24 protein-coding genes are annotated in these 22,206 nt (G+C 72.1%); 7 read left to right on the top strand and 17 right to left on the bottom strand.

The window, feature by feature from the left end:
* Positions 1 to 34: 34 nt before the first annotated feature.
* The 7 genes from ACZ3II_RS22115 to ACZ3II_RS22085 form a co-directional block, all read right to left on the bottom strand.
* Positions 35 to 856 (bottom strand): MetQ/NlpA family ABC transporter substrate-binding protein, encoded by an 822-nt coding sequence (locus ACZ3II_RS22115; protein WP_465519585.1) that lies wholly within the window; start codon positions 854 to 856, stop codon positions 35 to 37.
* Between the two features lie 79 nt (positions 857 to 935).
* Positions 936 to 1,592 (bottom strand): methionine ABC transporter permease, encoded by a 657-nt coding sequence (locus tag ACZ3II_RS22110; protein ID WP_465519584.1) that lies wholly within the window; start codon positions 1,590 to 1,592, stop codon positions 936 to 938.
* Positions 1,589 to 2,683, bottom strand: coding sequence for a methionine ABC transporter ATP-binding protein (locus ACZ3II_RS22105; protein WP_465519583.1), 1,095 nt, complete (start codon positions 2,681 to 2,683; stop codon positions 1,589 to 1,591). Before ACZ3II_RS22105 ends, ACZ3II_RS22110 begins: the two co-directional genes overlap by 4 nt.
* Before the next feature lie 136 nt (positions 2,684 to 2,819).
* Positions 2,820 to 3,563, bottom strand: a complete 744-nt coding sequence (locus ACZ3II_RS22100; RefSeq protein WP_465519582.1) for a response regulator — start codon at positions 3,561 to 3,563, stop codon at positions 2,820 to 2,822.
* The gene (locus ACZ3II_RS22095; protein ID WP_465519581.1) at positions 3,539 to 4,978 is read right to left on the bottom strand and encodes a sensor histidine kinase; all 1,440 of its coding nucleotides are present in this window, start codon (positions 4,976 to 4,978) and stop codon (positions 3,539 to 3,541) included. The genes ACZ3II_RS22100 and ACZ3II_RS22095 overlap by 25 nt, the downstream gene beginning before the upstream one ends.
* The gene (locus tag ACZ3II_RS22090; RefSeq protein ID WP_465519580.1) at positions 4,975 to 5,673 is read right to left on the bottom strand and encodes a YqeB family protein; all 699 of its coding nucleotides are present in this window, start codon (positions 5,671 to 5,673) and stop codon (positions 4,975 to 4,977) included. The genes ACZ3II_RS22095 and ACZ3II_RS22090 overlap by 4 nt, the downstream gene beginning before the upstream one ends.
* A 106-nt stretch (positions 5,674 to 5,779) precedes the next feature.
* The gene (locus ACZ3II_RS22085; protein WP_465519579.1) at positions 5,780 to 6,967 is read right to left on the bottom strand and encodes a PucR family transcriptional regulator; all 1,188 of its coding nucleotides are present in this window, start codon (positions 6,965 to 6,967) and stop codon (positions 5,780 to 5,782) included.
* Positions 6,968 to 7,078: 111 nt separating this feature from the next.
* On the opposite strand from ACZ3II_RS22085, the gene ACZ3II_RS22080 reads away from it, so the two are divergent.
* Both ACZ3II_RS22080 and ACZ3II_RS22075 read left to right on the top strand, forming a co-directional pair.
* Positions 7,079 to 8,155, top strand: coding sequence for a ferredoxin reductase (locus tag ACZ3II_RS22080; protein ID WP_465519578.1), 1,077 nt, complete (start codon positions 7,079 to 7,081; stop codon positions 8,153 to 8,155).
* 82 nt (positions 8,156 to 8,237) lie between these two features.
* Entirely contained in the window at positions 8,238 to 9,416 is a 1,179-nt protein-coding gene (locus tag ACZ3II_RS22075; RefSeq protein WP_465519577.1) for a fatty acid desaturase family protein, read from the top strand.
* Positions 9,417 to 9,514: 98 nt separating this feature from the next.
* Here the strand turns inward: ACZ3II_RS22075 and ACZ3II_RS22070 are convergent, their stop codons facing one another.
* The 3 genes from ACZ3II_RS22070 to ACZ3II_RS22060 all read right to left on the bottom strand — a co-directional run bounded on the left by ACZ3II_RS22070 (position 9,515) and on the right by ACZ3II_RS22060 (position 13,205).
* Positions 9,515 to 10,990, bottom strand: coding sequence for a family 4 glycosyl hydrolase (locus ACZ3II_RS22070; RefSeq protein ID WP_465519576.1), 1,476 nt, complete (start codon positions 10,988 to 10,990; stop codon positions 9,515 to 9,517).
* Positions 10,991 to 11,632: 642 nt separating this feature from the next.
* Complete coding sequence (locus tag ACZ3II_RS22065) at positions 11,633 to 12,676, bottom strand: PfkB family carbohydrate kinase (protein ID WP_465519575.1); 1,044 nt, start codon at positions 12,674 to 12,676, stop codon at positions 11,633 to 11,635.
* A 43-nt stretch (positions 12,677 to 12,719) separates the two neighbouring features.
* Positions 12,720 to 13,205: a hypothetical protein gene (locus ACZ3II_RS22060; RefSeq protein ID WP_465519574.1), complete on the bottom strand. Its 486-nt coding sequence runs from the start codon at positions 13,203 to 13,205 to the stop codon at positions 12,720 to 12,722.
* A gap of 70 nt (positions 13,206 to 13,275) precedes the next feature.
* On the opposite strand from ACZ3II_RS22060, the gene ACZ3II_RS22055 reads away from it, so the two are divergent.
* Positions 13,276 to 13,902 (top strand): maleylpyruvate isomerase N-terminal domain-containing protein, encoded by a 627-nt coding sequence (locus tag ACZ3II_RS22055; RefSeq protein WP_465519573.1) that lies wholly within the window; start codon positions 13,276 to 13,278, stop codon positions 13,900 to 13,902.
* On the opposite strand, the gene ACZ3II_RS22050 is transcribed toward ACZ3II_RS22055, so the two are convergent.
* From ACZ3II_RS22050 to ACZ3II_RS22030, 5 genes are all read right to left on the bottom strand, one after another.
* Positions 13,895 to 14,404, bottom strand: coding sequence for a GAF domain-containing protein (locus ACZ3II_RS22050; RefSeq protein WP_465519572.1), 510 nt, complete (start codon positions 14,402 to 14,404; stop codon positions 13,895 to 13,897). The two genes, ACZ3II_RS22055 and ACZ3II_RS22050, sit on opposite strands and share 8 nt — an antisense overlap.
* Before the next feature lies 1 nt (position 14,405).
* Positions 14,406 to 14,648 carry a hypothetical protein gene (locus ACZ3II_RS22045; protein WP_465519571.1) on the bottom strand — a complete coding sequence of 81 codons (243 nt, stop codon included), beginning with the start codon at positions 14,646 to 14,648 and terminating at the stop codon, positions 14,406 to 14,408.
* Between the two features lie 48 nt (positions 14,649 to 14,696).
* The gene (locus ACZ3II_RS22040; RefSeq protein WP_465519570.1) at positions 14,697 to 16,289 is read right to left on the bottom strand and encodes a methyl-accepting chemotaxis protein; all 1,593 of its coding nucleotides are present in this window, start codon (positions 16,287 to 16,289) and stop codon (positions 14,697 to 14,699) included.
* Between the two features lie 103 nt (positions 16,290 to 16,392).
* Positions 16,393 to 17,937 (bottom strand): DHA2 family efflux MFS transporter permease subunit, encoded by a 1,545-nt coding sequence (locus ACZ3II_RS22035; protein WP_465519569.1) that lies wholly within the window; start codon positions 17,935 to 17,937, stop codon positions 16,393 to 16,395.
* 240 nt (positions 17,938 to 18,177) lie between these two features.
* Positions 18,178 to 18,621, bottom strand: coding sequence for a MarR family winged helix-turn-helix transcriptional regulator (locus tag ACZ3II_RS22030; protein WP_465519568.1), 444 nt, complete (start codon positions 18,619 to 18,621; stop codon positions 18,178 to 18,180).
* A 120-nt stretch (positions 18,622 to 18,741) separates the two neighbouring features.
* Here ACZ3II_RS22030 and ACZ3II_RS22025 point away from each other — a divergent pair, with 120 nt between their 5' ends.
* Positions 18,742 to 19,305: a hemerythrin domain-containing protein gene (locus ACZ3II_RS22025; RefSeq protein ID WP_465519567.1), complete on the top strand. Its 564-nt coding sequence runs from the start codon at positions 18,742 to 18,744 to the stop codon at positions 19,303 to 19,305.
* A gap of 60 nt (positions 19,306 to 19,365) precedes the next feature.
* Here ACZ3II_RS22025 and ACZ3II_RS22020 read toward each other — a convergent pair whose 3' ends face one another.
* Together ACZ3II_RS22020 and ACZ3II_RS22015 are read right to left on the bottom strand one after the other, a co-directional pair.
* Entirely contained in the window at positions 19,366 to 19,794 is a 429-nt protein-coding gene (locus ACZ3II_RS22020) for a hypothetical protein (RefSeq protein ID WP_465519566.1), read from the bottom strand.
* A gap of 33 nt (positions 19,795 to 19,827) precedes the next feature.
* Positions 19,828 to 20,655, bottom strand: a complete 828-nt coding sequence (locus ACZ3II_RS22015; RefSeq protein WP_465519565.1) for a TIGR02452 family protein — start codon at positions 20,653 to 20,655, stop codon at positions 19,828 to 19,830.
* Between the two features lie 109 nt (positions 20,656 to 20,764).
* Here ACZ3II_RS22015 and ACZ3II_RS22010 point away from each other — a divergent pair, with 109 nt between their 5' ends.
* From ACZ3II_RS22010 to ACZ3II_RS22000, 3 genes are read left to right on the top strand one after another with little or no spacing between them, the layout of a single operon-like run.
* Positions 20,765 to 21,196, top strand: a complete 432-nt coding sequence (locus tag ACZ3II_RS22010) for a hypothetical protein (protein WP_465519564.1) — start codon at positions 20,765 to 20,767, stop codon at positions 21,194 to 21,196.
* A gap of 22 nt (positions 21,197 to 21,218) precedes the next feature.
* Positions 21,219 to 21,518 (top strand): hypothetical protein, encoded by a 300-nt coding sequence (locus ACZ3II_RS22005; protein WP_465519563.1) that lies wholly within the window; start codon positions 21,219 to 21,221, stop codon positions 21,516 to 21,518.
* 11 nt (positions 21,519 to 21,529) lie between these two features.
* Positions 21,530 to 21,949, top strand: a complete 420-nt coding sequence (locus ACZ3II_RS22000) for an SRPBCC family protein (RefSeq protein WP_465519562.1) — start codon at positions 21,530 to 21,532, stop codon at positions 21,947 to 21,949.
* Positions 21,950 to 22,206: the final 257 nt, after the last annotated feature.

Genomic DNA, 22,206 nt, shown 5'->3' with positions numbered 1-22,206 from the left:
CCCGGCCCGGGTGCGGCGGCGTACTCGGCCCGGGTCAGAACGCGGCGAGGACCGAGCCCTGGTACTTGTCCTCGATGAACTTCTTGACCTCGGCGGAGTGCAGCAGCTTCTCCAGCTTGACGACCCGCGGGTCGTTCTCCTCACCGGCGCGGACCACGACCAGGTTCGCGTACGGGTTGTCCTCGCCGGTCTCCAGCGCGAGCGAGTCGGTGGCCGGCTTGAGGCCGGTCTCGATCGCGTAGTTGCCGTTGATCACCGAGATCGCGGTGTCCTCCAGGCTGCGCGGCAGCTGGGCCGCTTCGAGGGCCTTGAACTGGAGGTTCTTCGGGTTCGCGGTGATGTCCTTCTCGGTGGCCTTGACACCGACGCCGTCCTTCAGCGTGAGCAGGCCGTTCTTGGCGAGCAGGTTCAGGGCGCGGCCCGAGTTCGACGGGTCGTTCGGGATGCCGACGACACCACCGTCCGGCACCTCGGCGATGCTCTTGACGGTCCTGGAGTAGACGCCGAGCGGCTCGATGTGCACCGGCTTGAGCGCGGTGAACGTGTAGCCCTTCGCCGCGACCTCCTCTTCCAGGTACGGGATGTGCTGGAAGTAGTTGGCGTCGAGCTGCTTCTCGCTCAGGGCCACGTTCGGCTGGATGTAGTCGTTGAACTCTTTGATCTCGAGCTTCAGGCCCTCCTTGCCGGCCAGGTTCTCCGAGACGTACTTGAGGATCTCGCCGTGCGGGACCGGGCTGACGCCGACCGTGAGGGTGTCGGTCGACGTGGCCTCGCTGTCGCCGGACGAGCCGCAGGCGGCCAGGCCCAGGGTGAGGGAGGCGGCGGCCAGGACGGCGGCGAGGGAGCGGCGGCGCATAGGTGAACCTTTCACATCGATGGGTCTTAGAGGAAATGGGACGGACTCCGGGGCCGTGCCGATGGCCGGGAGCCCGGGCTCAGCGGTGGGACAGCCTGCGGACGAGCAGGTCCCCCACCATCTGAACGAGCTGGACGAAGACCACGAGGGCGACCACGGTGGCGATCATGACCTCGGTCTCGAAACGCTGGTATCCGTACCGGATGGCCAGGTCGCCGAGCCCGCCGCCGCCGACCACACCGGCCATCGCCGAATAGCCGACCAGCGCGATGATCGTGATCGTCAGACCGGCGACGAGAGCCGGCAGCGCCTCACGGAGCAGCACCTTCCCGACGATCTGCCGCCGGGTCGCGCCCATCGCGGTGGCCGCGGCCACCACGTCCGCCGGCACCTCCCGCAGCGCCGACTCGACGATCCGGGCGAAGAACGGGATGGCGCCGATGGTCAGCGGCACGATCGCCGCGTCGGTGCCGATGGTGGTGCCGACCACGGCCCGGGTGAACGGGATGACCGCCACCAGCAGGATGATGAACGGCAGGGACCGGCCCACGTTCACGATCAGGCCGAGGACCGCGTTGACCGGCGGCGCCGGCAGCAGGCCGCCCCGGTCGGTGAGCACCAGCAGCACCCCGACGAGCAGGCCACCGACCGCGGTGATCAGCGCCGAGACGCCGACCATCCAGGCGGTCTCCTGGGCGCCCAGGTTCAGCAGTTCCAGGACTTCGGACCAGGTCATCGGGTGACTCCGCGCTCACGCAGGTATTCGAGGGCGGCACGGTTGTCGTCCGCCCGGCCGGGCAGGGCCAGACGCCAGCGCCCGGCTCGCGTCGTGGCGAGGGTCTCCACCGACCCGCCGAGGATCCGCACGTCCACGTCGAACCGCCGCGCCAGCTCGGCGATGATCGGCTCGTCCGCCGCGGGCCCGCTGACGGTGATGTCCACGATCGTGACCTCCCCGTCCGCCACGGCGACCCCCGCAGCGTTCGTCGCCGCGCCGTTCGCTGCCGGGCTGTTCGCTGCGGGGACGGGCGCGGTCGTTTCGGCGGGCGCCGGGCCCGGGAACGGTGTGGAGCCGAGGACCGCCGTGGTGGCGGTGTCCAGCGGGAACAGGTCGCGGGCCAGCTCGGAGTCGGGCCGCCGGAGCAGGTCGGCGATCGTGCCGGACTCGACGAACCGCCCGTCGCGCATCACCGCCGCCGAGGTGCAGATCCGCTTCACCACGGTCATCTCGTGGGTGATCAGCAGGATGGTCAGGCCCAGCCGCCGGTTGAGGTCGAGCAGCAGCCGCAGGATCGAGTCGGTGGTCTCCGGGTCGAGCGCCGAGGTCGCCTCGTCGGAGAGCAGCACCTTCGGCCGGGCGGCGAGCGCGCGGGCGATGCCGACCCGCTGCTTCTGGCCGCCGGAGAGCTGAGCGGGGTACGCCTCCGCGCGCTCGGTCAGCCCGACCAGCTCGAGCAGCTCCGCGACCCGGGCCTTGCGCTCGGCCCGCGGGGTGCCGATGACCTCCAGGGCGAACGCCACGTTGCCCGCGACGGTCCGCGACGACAGCAGCGCGAAGTGCTGGTGGATCATGCCGATGCCGTGCCGGGCGATCCGCAGCCGCTTGCCGCCGAGCGCGGTCAGCTCGAGCCCGCCGACCGTGACGGTGCCGGCGTCCGGGCGCTCCAGCATGTTGACGCACCGGAGGAGAGTGCTCTTGCCGGCGCCGCTGCGCCCCAGCACACCGAAGACCTCGCCCTCGCCGACGCTGAGGTCGACGCCGTCGACAGCAACGACGGAACCCCTCTTCGAGCGGTACGTCTTGCGAAGACCGCTTATTTCGATCACGTGAACACCCTGGTCAGCAGTTGTGACGAGCGTCGCAAAACATACTCAATCAGTGGGTTTTGCGGCGAGCCCCACGTTAGCCCCTGTCACCGCCGGAAGCCAACTCGTGTAACGACCCTCACGACTCCCGTCACTTTCATCGGGCCTCGTGGATGAGAATCGCGATCTGCACCCGGTTGCTGCACCGGAGCTTGTCCAGGATCCGGGAGACGTACGCCTTCACCGTCGGCACGCTCATGTGCAGTTCGCCACTGATCTCGGCGTTGGAGCGGCCGGTCGCCACCGCCTCGGCGACCTCCCGCTCCCGCTCGGACAGCCGCCCGAGCGCCGCTCGCGCACGCCGCCGCGCCTCCGCGTCCCGGCCCGAGTCATCCCGGCCGTCGTCACTCCGGCCACCGTCGTCCCCGCCGCCGGCCGGCCCGGCGGCTTCCGGCCCGTTCCCCGCGCCGCCGCGGCCGACGGCGTAGTCGATCAGGCGAGGCACCACGGCCGGGGCCAGGATCGACTCGCCCGCGGCCGCCCGCCGGACCGCGTTCAGGATCTCGGTGGGCGCGATGTCCTTGAGCAGGAAACCGTTCGCGCCGAGACGCAGCGCCCCGAGCAGGTTCTCGTCGGTGTCGAAGGTGGTCAGCACGATGATCGCGGGCAGCGGGCCGTCCCGCCGCAGCACCTCGGTGGCGGCGAGCCCGTCCATCCGGGGCATCCGCACGTCCATCAGCACGACGTCGGGTTGCAGGCCGCGGCACATCTCGACCGCCTCCGCGCCGTCCCCCGCCTCCCCGACGATCCGGATCTCCGGAGCCGCCCCGAGCACCAGCGACAACCCGACCCGGACCAGCGGGTCGTCGTCGGCGATCAGGACCCGGACGGTGTCGGCCATGGCAACCAGGCTTCCAGATCGAAGGTCAGGCCGGTCCGCGGGTCACCGTGCACACCGTGCCGCAGCCGGCCGTCGAGCAGATCGACCCGCTCGGCCAGCCCGATCAGCCCGCTGCCCGCGCCGGGGACCGGTGTCCGGCCGGCGTGCACGGGGATCCGGACGCCTGCCGCTCCCCCGGTGTCCCGGGCAGTCTCGGCGGACGCCGCGCCCCTGCCGCTCCTCGGGTCTCCGGCACGCGGAACGGCGGGCAGCGGGTTGGAGACCAGGACGTGCAGGTCCCCCGCGGGGCTCCGGTCGAGCAGCACCGTCACGAGAGTGCCGCCGGCGTGTTTCCCGGCGTTGGTCAGGCCTTCCTGGACGAGCCGGTAGACCGTGCGGCCCAGTGACCCGCTGACCGGGCGGTCGCCGAGGTGGTCGCTGAACGCGACACGCACGCCCGCCCGCTCGGCCTCCGCCACCAGCTCGCCGAGCTGATCCCGGCCGGGCTGAGGGCGCAGCGCGTCGCCGGGCCCGGCCCGCAGCACGCCGAGGATCTCGCGCAGGTCCTCGAGAGCGTGGTGGGCGCTGTCGCGGATGGTCGTGGCGGCCCGGGCCACGTCCTCCGGGGACAGGTCGGGACGGATCTGCAGGGCCCCGGCGTGCAGGCTGACCATGGAGATCCGGTGGGCGAGCGCGTCGTGCATCTCCCGGGCGATCCGCTCGCGCTCCAGCGCCCGGAGCCGGTCGGCCCGCAGGCGCGCCTCCTCCTCCGCGCGGGCCGCCCGCTCCCGCAACGACGCGATCAGCTCGCGCCGGGAGCGGGCCGCCATCCCGACGGCCAGGGTCGTCATGATGATCGCGACGACCAGCAGGACCCCGAACACCAGCGGCACGGACGGATCGGGGTAGAGCCAGAGATAGGCGACCCCGCCCACCAGGTTGACCAGGGTGACCAGCACGACGTCACGGCCGCGCCGGCGGGAGACCACCGTGTAGAAGGCGATCAGCGCGGCGAGGCCGGCCCCGTCGGTGACCACTGACGCGAGCGCGAGGAAGACGGCCACGGGCACCGGCCGGCCGCACCGCCACCAGAGCGCCAGCGAGCACAGGCAGCCGAGCACGAAGGACAGGAACATCTCCTCGTCGGAGAAGTGCCGGAACGACGAGGCGTCGCCGATCAGGAGCAGTCCGCCGAACCAGGACACCAGGATCGCCGTGACATCCCACGCCCGGCCCCGGATCCGTGCCGCCAGGCCGCGCCGGGCCGGGCCGGACTTGCCCCGCCCGGAAGGCGCCTCCGTGCCCGGATCGGCCGGCACGGAAGGCGCCTGCGCGCCCGAGCCGGCCGCTGTGGAGGCCGGGCGCTCGGCGGGACCGGCATCCGGCTCGGCGGGACCGGTATCCGGTGACGGCCGCGGCAGCTGGTGTGCGGTCATGAGCGGACCAGCGGGCGCCAGAACTGGCGGTCGCCCTCGTCACGGACGGAATAGCCCAGTTTCTCCAGGGAGTCGCGCAGCTCGGCGGCCTCGCGGGCGGCCCTCCTGCGGACCGCCACGGCCCGGGCGGACAGCACCGCCTCGGCGGCCACCGGCAGCAGGCCGGTGCCCGGCACCCAGGGCTGATACAGCTCGGTGAAGGGGTCGCCGTCGCGCCAGGGATAGCCGTGCTCCCGGAAGGCGCGCTCCAGCGGGGCGCCGTCGGCCTGCGGCTCGCCGTGGAAGATGTGCCGCGACTCCCGGTCGAGGATCACGAGCCGGTCGCCGGACAGGAAGACGAAGTCGATCCGGGTGCGCGGGACGGTGACCACGTCGTCGCCGGTCTGCAGGCGGACCTCGGCGGGGGCGATCGTCACGCGCGCGCTGCGGCGCACCATCTCGACGCTGGCCAGCGCGCCGAGGACGGCGAGGATGGCGGCCTGCACGGCGACCTCCCACCAGGTGTCGACCGCGGCCGCCACTTTCCACACGATGCCCAGGACCGGGAAGCGGACGTCGACGAGCCAGCGCGCCAGCACCGGCACCAGGACGGCCAGCAGCACCCCGAGCGCGGCCGGGCCGAACAGCACGAGGACCCGGCCGGCCGGGGAGAACGTGAGCACCGTGGGCCCCCGGTCGGTCGTCTCGCCGCTCATCGTGCCGCCTCCCCGCGTCCGCTGTGGTTCACGGCTGACGCTATGCCGCGGGCCGGATCCCCGGCCAGTCGTCCAAGGTCGATGGATCGCGACTTTGGTATATGCCTCAGGGCTCGGGGATGGCCAGGGCGATGGTCAGGGCGAGGATCCACTGCGGGTCACGGAGGCGGTCCCCGTACAGCTCACGCAGTTTCGCCATCCGGTATCGCACCGTCTGCGGGTGCACGAACAGCTCGGCGGCCACGTCGTCCCGCCTGCCGTGATGCAGCAGCCAGCTGCGCAGCGTCTCGACCAGCTTGGCGGCGGCCGCGCCGCGTTCCCCGGCGAGCGGGGTCAGCGCCCACGCCCGCAGGTCCTCCAGCGCGCTCGGATCGGCGGTGACCACGACCTCGGCCAGGTGCTCCTCGGTGTCGAGGACGGTCCCGCCGGCCGGGGGATGCAGCCGGTGCACGCGGATCGCCCGGTCCAGCGAGCTCCTCGCCTCAGCCCACGGCCGGGCCGGGCCGATCACCACGCTGTGGCCGGTGAGCAGGCGCGTCAGGGCGGGACGGGAGCAGCCCTGCGGATCCGGGACGAAGAGCACGGTCATTCCGGGCGGATCGGGTACGGCGTCGGCGAGCTGCAGCGTCCGCGGGTCGAGCAGGTCGATCACCCAGCGGGCCGCGCGTTCCGGCAGCAGCAGCGCGGTGAGGCTCTGCGGCGGCGTCCACTCGGCCTGCTCGGCCAGCCCCAGCAGCACGTGCGGCGGCTCCCCGGCCACCAGCGCCTGGGTCAGCTCCTGGAGGCGGCGCTGCCGGATCCGGCCGGAGGCGGCGAGCTCGTCGGCGTGCCCGGCGACGCTGGCGGCGGACAGCTCGTCGATGTAGGCGAAGACGAGCTCGGCGAAGTCGGCGATGGTGGCGGCGGGCTGACCGGCCCGGACGCTGATCGCGGCCAGTTCCCGCCAGGCCACCCGGGCGCCCACCCGGTAGGCCGCGAGCAGCGCGTCCAGGCTCCTGCCGTTGCGGGCCTCGCCCCGGCCGAGCGCGTAGGCGCCCTCGACCGCCGAGGCCATCGGGGTGCCGGGGTCTGCGCCGGCCCGGGAGACCAGGTTGAGGAAGGCGCCGAGCGCGGCCCGGACCGCTCGCGCGATCTTGAGGCCCAGCTCGCCGGCGAAGGGCTCCGCGTACGCCGGGACCTCCTCGATGATCGCCGCGATGGTCCGCGAGGAGACCTCCGCCAGCCCCTGCCGGAGCGGGTTCACGACCTCGACCGGCAGGCGGTAGGAACCTGCGTCCCGCAACGGTTTTTTCATGGCGCCCTCATGTTTGACCGGCCGAACTTGTTCGCTGCGAACAATAATGCCGTCCGCGATTCACTTCCACCGGTCAGGATTTTACGTCTGGTAGCGGGCAGTCTTGGTCATGTGCCTGCTACACAGAGATTGCGCGACGGCGCGTGGCGTGTGGTCGAGCTGCTCACCACTCCGGTGGTGCCGGCCGACTACCTCGACGTGATAGCGCCCCTGCGCAACCCGACCGTCCTGCGTGCCCGGATCGAAGCGGTGCGCCCCGAGACCGCCCAGGCGGTCACCCTGGAGCTGCGCCCGGGTCGCGGGTGGGAGCCACACCAGCCGGGGCAGTACGTTCGTCTCGGCGTCGACGTCGACGGGGTACGCCTGTGGCGCGCCTATTCGGTGAGCAGCCAGGCCGGCCGTACCGACGGCCGGTTCACCGTCACCGTCAACGCCGTGGAGAACGGCGCGGTCAGCTCGTACCTGCTGGCCAACGCCCGCAAGGGCATGATCGTGCACCTGGACCTGCCGACCGGCGACTTCACGCTGCCCGCCCAGCGGCCGGCGAAGGCGCTGTTCGTGACCGCGGGCAGCGGCATCACCCCGGTGATGGGCATGCTCCGCAGCGCCCTGCACGAGCTGTCCGACGTGGTCGTCGTGCACTCGGCGAAGACGCCGGAGGACGTGGTCTTCGGCGCCGAGCTGCGCGCGCTGGCCGCCGACGGCCGGATCCGCCTGATCGAGCGGCACACCCGCGCCGACGGCCGGCTCAAGCCGGCCGGGCTGGCCGAGCTGGTGCCGGACCTGTTCGAGCGGGAGACCTGGGCCTGCGGCCCCGGTGACATGCTCGACGACCTGCAGGAGCACTGGGCCGACGGGGGTGTCCCGGAGCGGCTGCACATCGAGCGGTTCCGGCCGACCGTGCTGGTCGCCGGCGACGGCGGCACGGTGACCTTCGAGAAGTCCGGCCTGGTCGTCGAGGCGCCGAGCGGCACGTCGATCCTGGACGCCGGGGAGGCCGCCGGTCAGCTGATGAAGTCCGGTTGCCGGATGGGCATCTGCTTCAAGTGCGTGCTGCCGATGCGTGAGGGCATCGTGCGTGACATGCGCGACGGCACGATCACCACCGCGACCGAGGTCGACGGTGACAACGTCCTGATCCAGACCTGTGTCTCGGCCGCCGCCGGGCCGTGCCGTCTGGACGCCTGACCACATATCCCCACCCCGGCCCCTCCTGGCGAGCCCGCAACCTCGCCAGCCCGCCGGATCTTTCGAAAGACGAGGAAGACCTGTGACGACGCTGCAGCGCAAGGAAGTCAACCCGATCGCCCACCTCTCCCCCGAGGACATCGAGCAGATCGGCCGTGAGCTCGACGCGATCCGCGACGAGACCCTGGCGGTCCGCGGCGAGAAGGACGCGAAGTACATCCGCCGGATGATCAAGATCCAGCGGCGTCTCGAGCTGAGCAGCCGGGCCGTGCTGCTGTTCTCGATCTTCCCGCCCGCCTGGATCCTCGGCACGGCCGGTCTCTCCATCGCCAAGATCCTGGAGAACATGGAGATCGGCCACAACATCCTGCACGGCCAGTACGACTTCATGCGCGACCCGAAGATCCACTCCACCACCTGGGAGTGGGACTTCGCCTCCCCCGCCGAGCAGTGGAAGCACGCGCACAACGAGCTGCACCACAAGTACACCAACGTGGTCGGCCGGGACAACGACCTCGGCTACGGCATCATGCGCGTCGACGAGCAGCAGCGGTGGGCGCCGGCGCACCTCGGCCAGCCGCTCTACAACTTCATCAACGCGTGCCTCTTCGAGTACGGCATCGCCGCGTACGACCTGGAGCTGGGCCGCAACCTGGCCACCAAGAAGCGGCGCAACAACCCCGACTTCCGGGCGCGCCTGCGCCAGGTCGGCCGCAAGATCCGCAACCAGGTGCTCAAGGACTACGTCGCGCACCCGGTGCTGTCGGTGCCGGTCGGCCTCGCCTTCGGCAACCCGTTCGGCGCGCTCTTCGGCACGATGGCGGCGAACGCGGTGGCCAACCTGGTCCGCAACCTGTGGAGCCACTCGGTCATCATGTGCGGCCACTTCCCGAAGGGCGTCGAGACCTTCGAGCGCACGTCGATCACCGGCGAGACGCGCGGCGAGTGGTACCTCCGGCAGATGCTCGGCTCCGCCAACATCTCCGGCAGCAAGCTGATGCACATCATGACCGGCAACCTGTCGCACCAGATCGAGCACCACCTCTTCCCGGACCTGCCGGCCAGCCGTTACGCGGAGATCGCGCCGAAGGTGCGGGCACTGTTCGAGAAGTACGAACTGAAGTACGTCACCGGGCCGCTCGTCGTGCAGGTCGCGTCGGCGTGGGCCAAGGTCTTCCGCCTGGCCCTGCCGAACCGCAAGCCGGCCCGCGCGATCGACCACTCGGTCCCGCCGCGCCACCCCGCCGAGGTCGCCGCCTGAGCCACCCCGCGCCGGAACGGACCGCCCGCCGTGTGCCACACACGGCGGGCGTTCGCCGTCTCAGCCCGGTGGAAGGCCGAGCCCATCACCCACACCTTTCAGCCACGCAGGTAGGCCAGCCCGGGAAGTTCCGCGCGGTACGCGTCGATCAGGCGGCGCGCGACCGGTTCGGAGCCGACGAGCGGATGGGCGGCCATCGCCCGTACCGCCGCAGCCCTGGACTGTGCCGTGACCGCCTGGAGCACCCACCGCTCGGCCGACTTGACCGCCTCGACCAGCCCGGCGCCGTGTGCCGGAAACGGCGCGACGCGCAGCGGCGCCGCGCCGCTGCCGTCCACCCGGCAGGGAACCTCGACCACCGCGTCGTCGTCCACCATGCCGATGGTGCCCCGATTGCGGACGTTGAGGATCAGGGTCGCGGGCTCGTCCCGGGCGAGCGCGCGCATCACCGCCAGGGCGACACCCTCGTAACCGGCCGGGCGGGACTCGTCGTGCTCGCGCTCGCCGGCGCCGGTGAGCTCCCGGTTCTCGGCCATGTAGGTGGCCTCGCGCTCACGCCACGCCGCCAGCCAGGCGTCGAGAGGATCGCGGGCGGGCGAAAGGATCTCGGCATAGCAATGGCTCTGCTGGTCGAGGAGGAACTCGCCGCGGGTCCGCCCGGCGTCCCGCACGGCGGCGAGGGTTCCGGACGGATCGTAGTAATAGTGCAGATACTCATTGGGTACGGCGCCGAGCTCCCGTAGCAACCCGGCGCCGAAGAGCCGTCCCTCCTCGAACGATTCCAGCCGCTCGGGAGCCGCCAGCAATCCGGCGAGCAGTCCGGCGGCCCCGTCCCCCCGCACCGCGTCCGGTCTCACCGGCCCGTCCGCAGCGCGGATCCTGAACGAATCGCCGTCGGATCCGGCGTTCGATCGCCCGGGATCCGCGGTGGCGCGGGGGCCGGACGCGTCGGTTCCGGTCAGCGGGTGGACGCCGTAGAGCCAGCCCAGGTGATTGAGGCCCGCGTAGTCGACGCGCACGGACGCGGGATCCGCGCCGATCGCCCGCACCACCCGGTCCACCAGCCCGGACGGCGAGTCACAGATGCCGATCACCCGGTCGCCGAGCACACCGGCCATGGCCTCGGTGACCAGACCGGCCGGGTTCGTGAAGTTGATCGTCCACGCGTCCGGGGCGAGCCGGGCGACACGCTCGGCGATGCGGCGGGCCACCGGGACGGTGCGCAGACCGTACGCGATACCGCCCGCCCCCACCGTCTCCTGCCCCAGCACGCCGGCCGCGAGCGCCACCCGCTCGTCGACGACCCGCCCGTGCAGGCCACCCACCCGGATCGCACAGAACACGAAATCCGCGCCGGTCACCGCCGTGTCCAGATCGGTGGTGGTGATCAGCGCGGGAGCGTCCGGCACGTCCCGGGCCTGCGCGGCGAGCACCCGGCCGATCGCGTCGAGCCGATCCTCGGCGACGTCGTGGAGAACCAGCTCGGTGATGCCGGTCCGCCGCCGGTCGGCGAGCAGCGCCCGGTGCACCAGCGGCACCCGGAACCCGCCGCCGCCCAGAATCGTCAGTCGCATCGCATCCCCCTACCTCGTCCGCCGGCGGGCTGCCGGTGCTTTCCCGTACTCCCCGCCGGACTCTCCGCACCCTGTCCCGCCACTGCGGTTCCCGGATGATCCGCTTCCGCCAGGGCCGCATCCACGATGCCTCGATACCGGCGGCAATCGCGCAAGATCGCCGCCCACCGCTGGTGATCTTGCGCGATTGCCGCCGGCGCTCCCAGTTCAAGATCAATAAGGGCTGCGATCTTGAGCTGGGAGAGCCGGATCGCCGGAGTCGATCGCACAACATGGAGCCGGAGTTCGATCTTGTGCGGCCGGCTCCGGCGCCCGGCGCACAAGATCGGGTTGCTCGGGAACGGGTGGCCGGCTGGACGCGCGCTGGAAACCCACACCGGCAACGGAAGACCAGAACCGGCCAAGAAGCCGAGCCGGACAAAGGACCGGATTGGGCAGAACAGCGGTCTGGGCACAGGACCGGGCTGAGCAGGAGACCGGGCCGGGCGAGCGGCAAGGCGGCCGAGCGGCCGGACGGACTGCGCGGCCGGACGGGCTGCGCGGCCGGACGGGCTGCGCGGCCGGACGGGCTGCGCGGCCGGACGGGCTGCGCGGGCTGGGCGACCGGGTGGGCGGGGAGACCGGCGCAGGCTGCCCCGGTGGTCAGTGTTCGGCCTGGGCGTCGGAGAGGCGTGCGATGGTCGCGGTTGCGCGGTGGACGGCGTTGCGGCTGCCCGGTGGGATCACGTCGGCGAGAAAGGCGAACCGCCGGGCCAGGTCGGCGCGGGACTCGTCGAGGCGGACGGCCTGCCACCAGTCGGCGATGTCGCCCCAGCCCGGCGCGGACAGTGAACCCCCGAAGTGCTGCACCGACAGGGCGCCGACCAGGGTGGCGAAGGCGACCCGGTCGGCCAGCGGCCAGCCGCCGAGAGTGCCGGTGATGAAGGCGGCGGTGAAGACGTCGCCGGCGCCGGTCGGGTCGAGGGCGTCCACCGGCACGCCGGGCACGGACGCCACCTCGCCGGTCGTGCCGTCGACGGCGAGGGCGCCGTCGGCGCCGCACGTCACCACCACGACCGGGACCAGGCCGGACAGTTTCTCCAGGGCCTGCCGGGGATCGTCGGTGCGGGCGTAGCGCATGGCCTCGACCGAGTTCGGCAGGAAGGCGTGACAGTCGGACAGCACCTCGAGCACGTCGGAGGACCACCGGTCGGTCTCGTCCCAGCCGACGTCGGCGAACACCAGGGTGCCCGCCGCCCGGGCGCGGCGCACCCACCCCATCCCCTCGGGCGCCAGGCTGACGGCGGCGCTGCGGGCCGCGGGCAGGCCGTTGACCAGCCCGTCGGCGTCGGTCGGCAGCGGATGACCGTGGGTGATCATGCTGCGGTCGCGGTCGTACGCCAGTGAGACCGTCACCGGGGAGTGCCAGTCGTCGACGCGGCGTGACGCGGACAGGTCGATGCCCTCCTGCCGGCTCAGCACGCGGTGGCAGAATTCACCGTACGCATCCGAGCTCAGCGCCGTGCCGAGGCCGGTGTGCAGGCCGAGGCGGCTCGCGGCCACGGCCAGGTTGGCGACGCCACCGGGGCACGAGCCCATGCCGGACGCCCACACCTCGGCGCCGGGCCCGGGCAACTCACGCAGACCGGTGAAGATCACGTCAAGATAGACGACTCCCGGGACGAACAGGTCGAGCTGTCGAGCCATCGTCCGATCTTAGCCCCGCTCCTATCGGCGAAGTCGCCATTGATCACCGCGCCTTCCGGAGGTCGGCATGGCTGGCACGCAGCGTGTCCGCGGACCGCTCGGTGCCGGGTGGCCGCATCGCGTCGATCAGCTGCCACGCCTCGTCCAGAGCCTGGGACAGCTCACCGATCCGCTGGGCGTGCTGACGCCGGACGTCCTCCCGCACCTTCTCGATGCGCCGCATCCACCCCTCAGCCGACGAGGAAGAAGAAGCGGAGGAAGAGGAAGACTGGACCGGACGGGCGGAGCCCGAGGGCTGGACCGGAACGGAAGGACGAGCGGGGGCGGCGGAAGACGGGGAAGAGGGGGACGGCCCGTCACCGAGCACGGTGGAGGCCGGAACGATGGCCGCGATCGGCCGGCCTCCGTCGACCACGACGGTGACCTGACCGGTCAGCCCGGTGACCCGGACGAGTTGCTGGAACCGCAAGCGAGCCTCAGCGACCGTGAGCTCGATCCGGCGGCGAATCGGCGTTGCTGGTTCTCCCATACCTCGATGATGCGCGGGGGGTATGACAAAAACGCGTGACCACCGATCCCCGTACCAATAAATTGCCGCCATGAAGCAGAACGCAGAGGATGTCCGCCTCGCCGTCGCCCTGGCCGTCGCCGCTCTCCGCACGGCCACCGACCGGGACTGGAGCGGGAAAGCGGGCGATCTCGAATGGTCGGTGGGCGAGACGGTGGAGCACATCGCCGACGATCTTTTCGCGTACGCCATGCAATTGACGCCGGAGAATCCCCCGCTGGACTCCTACGTCCCCTTCGGATGGCGGCGCGGCCGCCCCGGCGGCCCGGCGCTGACCCTGTACGCGCGGGACGGCGCCGGCCCGGACGGCATGCTGCGGTTGCTGGACGCCGCGGGCGGGCTGCTGGCGGCGGTCGTCGCGGTCACCCCGCCGGACCGGCTGTCCTGGCATCCCTACGGCACGTCGGACGCGGCCGGTTTCGCCGCGATGGGGGTGGTGGAGACGCTGGTCCACACGCATGACATCGCCGCCGGTCTGGGCCTGCCGTGGGACCCGCCGGAGGACCTGTGCGACCGGGTGCTGCGCCGGCTGTTCCGGGACGTTCCCCGGACCGCCGCCGGCGCCTGGCCGACCCTGCTCTGGGCGACCGGCCGGGGTGAGATCCCCGGCCGGTCGCGCCGCACCGCCTGGCAGTGGGACGGCACCCCGGTCAGGTGACGCGGTGCGACTCCAGCAGGGCCATCGCCTGTTCGGCGCCGTCGGTCACCACCGCCAGGTCGACGTCGCTGAAGATCCGCGCCCGTCCGTCGATCACGCAGTGGGCGCCGAGGGGCTGCCCGCCCGCGCCGATCAGGGGCACCCCGAGGTAGCTGCGCAGGCCGGTCATCTTCAGGAACGGGTTGTCGGTGTGCCGGGGGTCGGACAGCCCGTCGACCACGCAGTACGGCTCCCCGGCCAGCACCGTGTGGGCGCACATGGACCATTCGGCGGGAACGCCTCCCGCCTCGGCGACCCAGCTGCCGACCCCGTGCGAGCCGAGGATGAACTGCGAGGTGTCGAGCACCATCGACACCATGGAGACCGGCGCTTCGAGCAGGGTGGCGCTGCGCCGGGCGATGGCGTCGAGGCCGGCTCGCAGCTCGTCGTCCCACAGGTCGTATGCGGCGATGTCGCGGATCCGTTCCGGGATGCCGAGGCGGTCGAACAGTTCGGTGTTCACGTCAGCTCCTCAAGCTGCTGTGCGCGGCGGCGAGGTGGGTGTACGAGGTGACCCGGATCTGCAGGGCGGCTGCGCAGAGCCGGCTGGTCGGGTCGGCCTCGCACATCATCCGCAGCATCCGGTCGAGCGCGTCGGGTTCGTGCCCGGTCAGTCCGGTGGCCTGGAGCAGCCGGCTCCAGACCTGCGGCCCGTCCGGCCCGTGCACCCGGTGCACCGCGTCCCGCGCGTCGTCCAGGGTGGGCATGGTGAGTCCGTAGGGAGTCTGGGAAGACAACGCTGTCCCCTTCACGAATCAGTGGCGGAAGCCGCCGACCAGGTTGGTGAGGTCGCCGGCGAGCCGGGTCAGGTCGATGGCGGCCTGCTGGGTGGCGCGGGCGCCCTCGGCGGTGGCGGTGGCGATCTCGGCGACGCCGGAGACGGTACGGGCCACCTCGCCGCTGCTGGTGGCCGCGTCGGCGACGGAGCGGCTCATCTCCCCGGTGGTGGCGGTCTGTTCCTCGACGGCCGAGGCGATGGTGGTGGTGTAGTCGCCGATCCGCTGGATGACCTGGGTGATCTCGCCGATCGCCTCGGCCGCCTGGCCGCTGGACGCCTGGATCGCGCCGATCCGGCCGGTGATCTCCTCGGTGGCCTTGGCGGTCTGCTGGGCGAGTTCCTTGACCTCGCCGGCCACCACGGCGAAGCCCTTGCCGAGTTCGCCGGCGCGGGCCGCCTCGATGGTGGCGTTCAGGGCGAGCAGGTTGGTCTGCTCGGCGATGCTGGTGATCAGCCGGACCACGTCGCCGATCTCGGCGCTGGCCGCGCCGAGTTCGGCGACCTGGTTGTTGGTGCGTTCGGCGACCGACATGCCCTCGTGGGCGACGCGGGCCGCCTCGGAGGCGTTGGTGGCGATCTCGGCGATCGAGGCGCTCATCTGTTCGGCGCCGGCGGCGATCGACTGAACGCCGACGTTGACGTCCTCGCTGGCGGAGCTGGCGGAGCCGGCGCGTTCGGCGACGTTCGCGGCGCCGGACTGGAGCTGGGCGCTGACCGCGGAGAGCTCCTCGGAGGCGCCGGCCAGGGTGACCGCGGAGCCGCCGATGCTGCCGACCGCCTCCCGCAGGCGCAGGATCGCGGCGTCCAGGGCGCGGGCCATCCGGCCGGGCTCGTCGCGGCTGGTCAGGCCGCTGCTCTGGGTGAGGTCGCCGTCGGCGAGGCCCTCGCAGATTCGGGTCACCCGCTCCAGCGAGCGGACGATGGCGCGGGCCACCGCGAAGCCGAGGGCGAGCGCGAGGGCGAGGCCGACGACGAGCAGGATGATGGATTCGGTACGGCTGGACTCGTACCCGGAGCGGGCGTCGGCAGCGGCCGCGGCGGCGGCTTCGTCCTCCACGACGCCCAGGTCGGCGAGGTTCTGCTTGATGTCGGTGATGATCGGCTGGGCGGCCTCGGTGCGGGCCCGGGTCCAGGCGGCCACGTCGTTGCGTTCGGAGATCGGGATCAGCTGGTCCCGGGCGACCGTCACGTACTTCTGCCAGTCGGCCTTGATGTCGGCGATCATCGCCGGGTCGGCCGCGGGGAGGCTGGCCTCGTACGCGGCCTGGGCCTCCTCGACAGCCTGCAGCGTGGTCTCGAACGCCTTCTCGTACTCGGCCTTCGCTGCGGCGTCCCGGTAGAGGGCGTGGTTGAGGAGTTCCACCCGGGCCTGGGTCATCGCGGTGGAGAGGTCGCCGAGCGCTGTCACGCTCGCCACGTTGCTCCGGTAGATCAACTGGGCGGAGTCGCTGGCCGACGCGAGCGACCGCAGCCCGAGCACTCCGATCAGCAGCGCGACCAGGGCCGCCACCGCGATCGCGGCCATGATCTTGATGCTGACGCTGAGGTCAGCCCACAACCGCCGTCCCATGTCCCTCACCTGTCTCCTCGGTCCGGGCTGTCCGCGGCCACCCGCACTACTCACGTCGGCAACCCTCGGCAACCTCTGAGCAACCGCCCGGACCAGGCAGGGTCTACCGGCGGCGCACCCCGGCCGCGGCCACGACCGCCCCGAGGACGCAGAGCACCCCGGCGACCAGTGCGGCGGTGTGCACACCGTTGAGGAAGGCGGTGGCGGAACCCTCGACGATCGCCGCCCGTACCCGCTCCGGCATGTCGGCCGTGACCGGAGCGACCCCCATGGCCACCGCGTCCCGGGCCTCGCCGAGGCCCTGCGCCATCGGGGCCGGCACCCCGGCGGCAGTGAGCGAGTCCACCAGGGTGGCGCCGACCCGGTTGCTGATCAGCGAGATCAGCACGGAGGTGCCGAGCGCGCCGCCGACCTGCAGCATGGTGGCCTGCAGACCACCGGCCACCCCGGCGTCCTTGACCGGGGCGCTGCCGACGATCGCCTCCGACGAGGCGGCCATCACCATGCCGATGCCCAGGCCGAGACCGATGAAGCTGGGCCACATCGCCCCGTGGCCCGAGTCCGCCGACAGGCTGATCAGGCCGAACGAGGCGGCGCCCTGCAGCATCATGCCGAGCGGCAGGGTCAGGCGCGGGCCGTACCTGTCGGTGAGCGCGGCGCCGATCGGCGAGGCGACGACCGACGCGATGCTCAGCGGCAAGGTGATCACACCGGCCCCGACCGGGCTGTAACCGCGGACGTTCTGCAGGTACAGCATGATGTAGAAGATCGACCCGAGCAGCGTGAAGAAGTTGATCGCGGTGATCACGGCGCCGATGGTCAGCGCCGGGCTGCGGAACAGCCGCATCGGCAGCAGCGGGTGCTCCTGCCGGGTCTCGTACCATCCGAACAGGACGATGATCAGCAGGCCGGCGACGATGGTGCCGAGGGCGGCGGCCGAGCCCCAGCCCCACGTCTCGCCCTTGACCACGCCGAACACCAGCACCAGCAGACCGAGCGCGAGCAGCACCACACCGGGCACGTCGAACCGGTGGTGGCCGATGGAGTTCCTGCTCTCCGGCAGCACGTAGGCGCTGAAAGCGAGCGCGATCACGCCGATCGGCGCGTTGATGTAGAAGACCGACTCCCAGTTCACGTGCTCGACGAGCAGGCCGCCGACGATCGGGCCGAGCGCGGTGGACACCGACGAGACCATCGCCCAGATGCCGACCGCCATGCCGAACCGCTTCGGCGGGAACACCACGCGCAGCATGCCGAGCGTGTTCGGCATCAGCAGCGCGCCGAAGAAGCCCTGCGCGGCCCGGAACGCGATGACCCCCTCGATCGAGCCGGCCAGCCCGATCGCGACGCTCGCCACGGTGAATCCGGCGACGCCGATCAGGTAGTAGCGGCGCCGTCCGAAACGGTCACCGAGCTTGCCGCCGAGGATCAGCGCGGCGGCCAGCGCGAGCAGGTAGGAGTTGGTCACCCACTGCAGCTCCGCGGTGCTGGCGCCGAGGTCACGGCCGATCTCCGGGTTGGCGATCGACACCACGCTGCCGTCCAGGCCGACCATGAACAGGCCGAACGCGACGGCGATCAGAGACAGCCAGGGATTGCCGCGCCGCCCGGTGGCGGGCGGCGTCCCGGTGAGGGTTGCCGAGGACATGAGATCTCCGTATCTGGGCGTGCGCCGTCGGCTCCGGGTCTGCCCGGAGCTTCACGAACGAGGGGGTACGGGGTGGGCAGCGCCCCGCCGGGCGACGGCCGCCGTCGCCGGTTCGAGGCGGCGGCGTCCGCGGTGGCCCGGACCGCTCGGCGCCACCAGGTCATGCGTGGGTTTGTCCGGCTGGTTGTCAGGGCTGTCTCAGCTGCGCTGAGACAGCCCTGACAACCAGCCGGGGGTGTTCTAGCGGCCGCCGTCCCGCACGTGCTGCGCGATCAGGGCGAGCGCCGGGAGAGCCGCCTCGACGGACGCCCGCTGGCCCGGCTCCAGGGCGGCCAGGGCGGCGTCGAGGTACCCGCTGAAGTTGCCCTGCACCTCGTCGATGCGGCGCAGCGACTCCGCGGTGTGGTGCAGCCGGACCACCCGGCGGTCCCGCTGATCGGGCTCGCGGCGCAGCAACCCGCTGTTGACCATGGCGGTGACCAGGGCGCTGGCGTTGCTGGGTTTGAGCTGCAGCTCGCCGGCGAGTTCCCGGACGGTGATGCCCGGCCGCTCCCGCACGTGCCACAGCGCCACGATCTGCGCCTCGGGCGGTTTGGGGTGGGCGAAGTCGGCCTGCAGCCGGCGGTCCAGGTTGCGGTGCAACCGGTGGGCCAGGTGCATCAGGGCCACTGCCGTCTCCGTCATGCGCCCATTATTAGGTATGACAGCATACCTATTTCAAGGTCGTGCGTCTCTGATCACTTCGCCTTACGCGTGACCCGCCGGGGACGTTAGTCCCGCACGCGCGCGGGTAGGCACGTATCCATGACCACAGTTCACGAACAGGACGTCATCGAACTGCTGCTCAGCCAGCATCAGGAGATCAAGGCGCTCTTCACCCGGGTGAACCGGTCCACCGGGGAGCCGAAGCGCGACGCGTTCCATGAGCTGACCCGGCTGCTCGCCGTGCACGAGAGCGCCGAGGAGCAGGTCGTGCACCCGGCCGCGCGCGACGACGCCGGCGACGAGGTGGTGGCGGCCCGCCTCGAGGAGGAGAACGAGGCCAAGCGGGCCCTGGCCGCGCTCTACGACCTGGGCGTCGACTCGCCGGAGTTCGACGCGCGGTTCGCCGAGTTCGAGGCCGCGGTGCTGAGCCACGCCCTGCACGAGGAGCAGGAGGAGTTCCCGCTGCTGCGCACCCGTACCGACCCGAAGACCCTGGTCCGGATGGCCGGCGCGCTCCGCGCGGCGGAGGCGGTGTCCCCGACCCGCCCGCACCCGAACGCCGGCGAGAACCCGGTCGCGAACCTGATCGCCGGCCCGCCGCTGGCCATCTTCGACAAGACCCGCGACGCCGTCCGCGACTGGCGCCGCTCCCAGAAGGACTGACCCCGATGGCGTGTGGATTTCGGCCGCTATGCGCGCCCGAAATCCACACGCCATCGGGTTCTAGCGCCGCACCGCCCGGCCGTGGCGCACCGGTGGGGTGATCCGGAGGCGGCGCAGGAACGGGGCGAACGGGTCGCCGAACGTGCGGGCCGCCGTGCTCAGCAGCAGCGCCGCCGCCACCATCCCGACCGACGGCATCCCCACCAGCAGGGCCCCGACCACGACTGTCAGCCCGCCCCACACCATCACCCGCAGGCCGATGTCGGCGACCGGGATGCCACTGGGCCGGGCCCGCGTCCAGACCGGCAGGAACGACGAGGCGAGGGCGAGCGCCACCGCCCCGAGCACGGCCGCTGCCGTGAGGAACATCCGCGGCCAGTCGAAGTGCAGCCCGATCGCGTAGGCCCCGGACACCACGATGCCGAACCAGATCTTCGCGACCGCCCAGCGCCCGAGCCGGAACAGCACGTCATCGGCATCCGTCGTCATGAGCGCTCCAGCCAGGCGGACAGGCGGTAACCGTCACCCTACCTTTAGTGACGCACTCCGGTCAGGCTGGTTCTCCCCGAAGACGGCGCGGAACGCGTCGCGGACCGTCTCGCGGCGGTCCATGATCGCGAAGACGATCCGGTCGAACCACTGCCGCTCCCGCAGCGCGCCCGCGAACACCCGGGCCACCGCACCGGGGTCGTTGCCGAAGACGCCGCAGCCCCAGGCGCCCAGCACCAGGTCACGGTGGCCGTGCGCGGCGGCCACGTCGAGAATCCGCGCCGCCCTCCGGGCGAGCGTTTCCGGCACGCGCGGGAGGAGCGCGGGCTGGTCGCGGGCGATCATCGCACGGTTGGGCGCGGCCGCGGTGAGGAACGAGACGGGGTACGGGTACGCCAGGAGCCGCCCGCGGTCGTCCCGGAACACCGGCACCCGCGGCGAGTAGATGACCCGGTCGGTGTAGAGGATGCCCCGGTCGGCCCGGTGGAAGGCGTAGAAGTCCCCGGCCGCCAGCAGCGACGCGTAGATCGCCGAGCTCCGCGCGATGCTCTCCTCCTGTGCCTGCGCGCCGTTGCGGAACCCGCCGCCGGGATTGCGGGCGGACGCGAAGTTGAGGCAGGCCACACCGTCCCCGAGCCGTCGCGCCGCGGCGAGACTGGACTCGCCGGTGACCTCGATCCCCGGCGCGACGGGCGGCCCGGGCGGTGGGGCCGGCGTCTCGTCCGGCAGGTGCAGCCGGGTGCCGGCCACCGCTGCCGCCACGTCCGCGCCGATGTCGACACGGCCGTCCGGTCCGTCGTACCGTCCACCCTCGATGATGGCGACCGTCTCCTGCGCGATCGCCCGCAACCTGCCACTCATGCCACAGATCATGATCGGTGCGGCGCCCGCGCTCCACCGATTTGCACCCGCCCCGGACCGCGATCGACACCCTGTTCGAGCCGAAGTACGCGACCGCCCGGAGCGCTTCGTGACGCTCCCGGCCGCGGGCCGCATCGCCGCCGGGGCGCTCGTCCCGGCGGCGCTGCTGGCCACCTGGCAGCTGACCGCGTCGGCCGGGCTCTACTCCGCCGCGCAACTCCCGCCGCCCGGCGAGGTGGTGTCCGCGCTCGGTGAACTGCTGCGGCGCGGCGAACTGTGGCACCACCTGGCGATCAGCACGCAGCGGGTGCTGATCGGGTTCGCCGCCGGGTCGGTGCTCGGGCTGGCGCTGGGCGGGCTGTTCCTGGTCGCCGCGGAACTCATTGCGTCGTCGATGGGCCTGGGTTTCCTGCTGATCGACAGCCAGAACACCGGCCGTACCGATGTGATGCTCCTGGCCATCATCCTGCTCGCGGTGCTCGGCAAACTCAGCGACACCGTGCTCGGCCTCGGCGAGAAGCGCCTGCTGGCAACCTTCTGAAGGGGGCACGATACTGATCGGCATGACTGATCAGGATCTGCTGCTGGTCGCGGTGGTCGAGATGGCCGACGGCGAGGCCGCGGCGGGACAACGGTACGAGGACACGGTCCTCGCCCTGCTGGAACGCCACGGCGCGACCCTGGAACGCCGGATGCGGGAGACCGGGCCGGCCGGGACGGAAGTGCACGTGATCCGGTTCCGGGACCGGGCCGGGCTGGCGGCGTACATGGCGGACCCGGAACGTCTCGCCCTGCGGGCCGCCGCCGGGCCGGCCGCACCCGCCACCCGTGTGCTCGAGGTCCGCGACCAGCCGACTCGGTAGCATCCCTCTCCATGATCGAGTTTCCGGTGATCCGGGCCCAGTCGCGGGTCACCCCCGAGTTCTTCCACGCCCGGTGGTGTGACGTGGCGACACATCCGGAGTGGGCGCCCGGCATGGAGTACATCCGGCTGGACGGCCCGGTGCGGGCCGGCGCCACCGGCGTGATGAAGACCCGGGACGGAGCGGAGACCCCGATGCGGGTCAGCGACCTGGTGCCGGGGGTCGCCTTCCAGGACACCGTGGTCCTCGACGGCGGCGAGCTGACGGTACGCCACGAGTCGCACCCCGACGGCACGGGCAGCCGCCTGGAACTGCACGCGCGGATCGAGGGCCCGAAGGCCGCCGAGCTGGCCGCGTCGATGGCCGGCCTGGACAAGGTCCTGGCCGCCGACCTGGCAAGCCTGATCACCCTGGTGGAGAGCGAACACTAGACCCGTCACGGCGCCCGGCCTCACCAGACCCGGTCGCTCGCTCCGAGTGCTGCGGTCACACCACCACCGAAACCGGTCGCCGCTCCCGCTGCCCGCTGTTCCCGCTCCCCGCTCCACCTGCTGCCCGCTGTTCCCGCTCCTCCCGCTCCGCCCGCTCCACCCGCTGCCCGCTCCGCCCGCTGCCTGCTGCTCCCGCTCCTCCCGCTGCACCCGCTGCCCGCTGCCCACTGCTCACGCTCCACCCTGCTCCCGCTGCT

Source organism: Actinoplanes sp. NPDC019969 (genome assembly GCF_055562375.1).
This window is presented reverse-complemented; position numbering and strand designations above follow the sequence as displayed.

Bases quoted from the DNA above. Each gene is read 5' to 3' on its own strand.
- ACZ3II_RS22115 (WP_465519585.1), bottom strand. From the start codon at position 856: ATGCGCCGCCGCTCCCTCGCCGCCGTCCTGGCCGCCGCCTCCCTCACC.
- ACZ3II_RS22110 (WP_465519584.1), bottom strand. From the start codon at position 1,592: ATGACCTGGTCCGAAGTCCTGGAACTGCTGAACCTGGGCGCCCAGGAG.
- ACZ3II_RS22100 (WP_465519582.1), bottom strand. From the start codon at position 3,563: ATGGCCGACACCGTCCGGGTCCTGATCGCCGACGACGACCCGCTGGTC.
- ACZ3II_RS22095 (WP_465519581.1), bottom strand. From the start codon at position 4,978: ATGACCGCACACCAGCTGCCGCGGCCGTCACCGGATACCGGTCCCGCC.
- ACZ3II_RS22090 (WP_465519580.1), bottom strand. From the start codon at position 5,673: ATGAGCGGCGAGACGACCGACCGGGGGCCCACGGTGCTCACGTTCTCC.
- ACZ3II_RS22085 (WP_465519579.1), bottom strand. From the start codon at position 6,967: ATGAAAAAACCGTTGCGGGACGCAGGTTCCTACCGCCTGCCGGTCGAG.
- ACZ3II_RS22070 (WP_465519576.1), bottom strand. From the start codon at position 10,990: ATGCGACTGACGATTCTGGGCGGCGGCGGGTTCCGGGTGCCGCTGGTG.
- ACZ3II_RS22065 (WP_465519575.1), bottom strand. From the start codon at position 12,676: ATGGCTCGACAGCTCGACCTGTTCGTCCCGGGAGTCGTCTATCTTGAC.
- ACZ3II_RS22060 (WP_465519574.1), bottom strand. From the start codon at position 13,205: ATGGGAGAACCAGCAACGCCGATTCGCCGCCGGATCGAGCTCACGGTC.
- ACZ3II_RS22055 (WP_465519573.1), top strand. From the start codon at position 13,276: ATGAAGCAGAACGCAGAGGATGTCCGCCTCGCCGTCGCCCTGGCCGTC.
- ACZ3II_RS22045 (WP_465519571.1), bottom strand. From the start codon at position 14,648: ATGCCCACCCTGGACGACGCGCGGGACGCGGTGCACCGGGTGCACGGG.
- ACZ3II_RS22040 (WP_465519570.1), bottom strand. From the start codon at position 16,289: ATGGGACGGCGGTTGTGGGCTGACCTCAGCGTCAGCATCAAGATCATG.
- ACZ3II_RS22035 (WP_465519569.1), bottom strand. From the start codon at position 17,937: ATGTCCTCGGCAACCCTCACCGGGACGCCGCCCGCCACCGGGCGGCGC.
- ACZ3II_RS22030 (WP_465519568.1), bottom strand. From the start codon at position 18,621: ATGACGGAGACGGCAGTGGCCCTGATGCACCTGGCCCACCGGTTGCAC.
- ACZ3II_RS22025 (WP_465519567.1), top strand. From the start codon at position 18,742: ATGACCACAGTTCACGAACAGGACGTCATCGAACTGCTGCTCAGCCAG.
- ACZ3II_RS22020 (WP_465519566.1), bottom strand. From the start codon at position 19,794: ATGACGACGGATGCCGATGACGTGCTGTTCCGGCTCGGGCGCTGGGCG.
- ACZ3II_RS22015 (WP_465519565.1), bottom strand. From the start codon at position 20,655: ATGAGTGGCAGGTTGCGGGCGATCGCGCAGGAGACGGTCGCCATCATC.
- ACZ3II_RS22005 (WP_465519563.1), top strand. From the start codon at position 21,219: ATGACTGATCAGGATCTGCTGCTGGTCGCGGTGGTCGAGATGGCCGAC.
- ACZ3II_RS22000 (WP_465519562.1), top strand. From the start codon at position 21,530: ATGATCGAGTTTCCGGTGATCCGGGCCCAGTCGCGGGTCACCCCCGAG.